At 41.2% G+C, this 549-nt stretch carries 1 protein-coding gene; it reads left to right on the plus strand.

Features of this window, described 5'->3' with window-relative positions; genetic code table 11:
* Positions 1 to 122: 122 nt before the first annotated feature.
* Complete coding sequence (locus tag EPG66_RS22825) at positions 123 to 497, plus strand: VOC family protein (protein WP_010259862.1); 375 nt, start codon at positions 123 to 125, stop codon at positions 495 to 497.
* Positions 498 to 549: the final 52 nt, after the last annotated feature.

Genomic DNA, 549 nt, shown 5'->3' on the forward strand with positions numbered 1-549 from the left:
CAGCAGCGGACATTTTGTAAGCTCTCCTGGACAAGTTGAAAATATGATCACGTGTAAACTCGAACTGAATTTTAACACTCAAGTTAAAAGCTTCTGCGAGGAACATCCAATTGTTTACTCATATGCGTATTGCCAAACCCGTCTCCAATCTTGAACGATCTTTTCTGATGTACAGTCAGGGACTGGATTTACAAAAAATTGCTGAATTCAATGATCATGAAGGTTTCAATGGACTGATGTTAGGACGGAAGGGTTTAGACTGGCATATAGAATTCACCTTTTGCCTTAGTCATTCCATTCAACCTTTGCAAACTGAGGAGGATTTACTCGTTCTTTATTACTCAGATGAAAATGCGTGGATAGATGCCTGTGCCAGGATGATAGAAGCCGGGTTCAAAATGACGAATTCGTTTAACCCTTACTGGGATGTCAATGGAAGGACATTTGTTGACCCAGATGGATACAGGGTGGTTATCCAAAATAAGGCATGGGCATAATTTCAATTATTATTGCCAGTTAACTGGCCGTCTTGCTGCAAGCCTGACGGTC

It is taken from the genome of Pantoea pleuroti (assembly GCF_014156615.1).
GTDB classification, from domain to species: Bacteria; Pseudomonadota; Gammaproteobacteria; order Enterobacterales; family Enterobacteriaceae; genus Pantoea; species Pantoea agglomerans.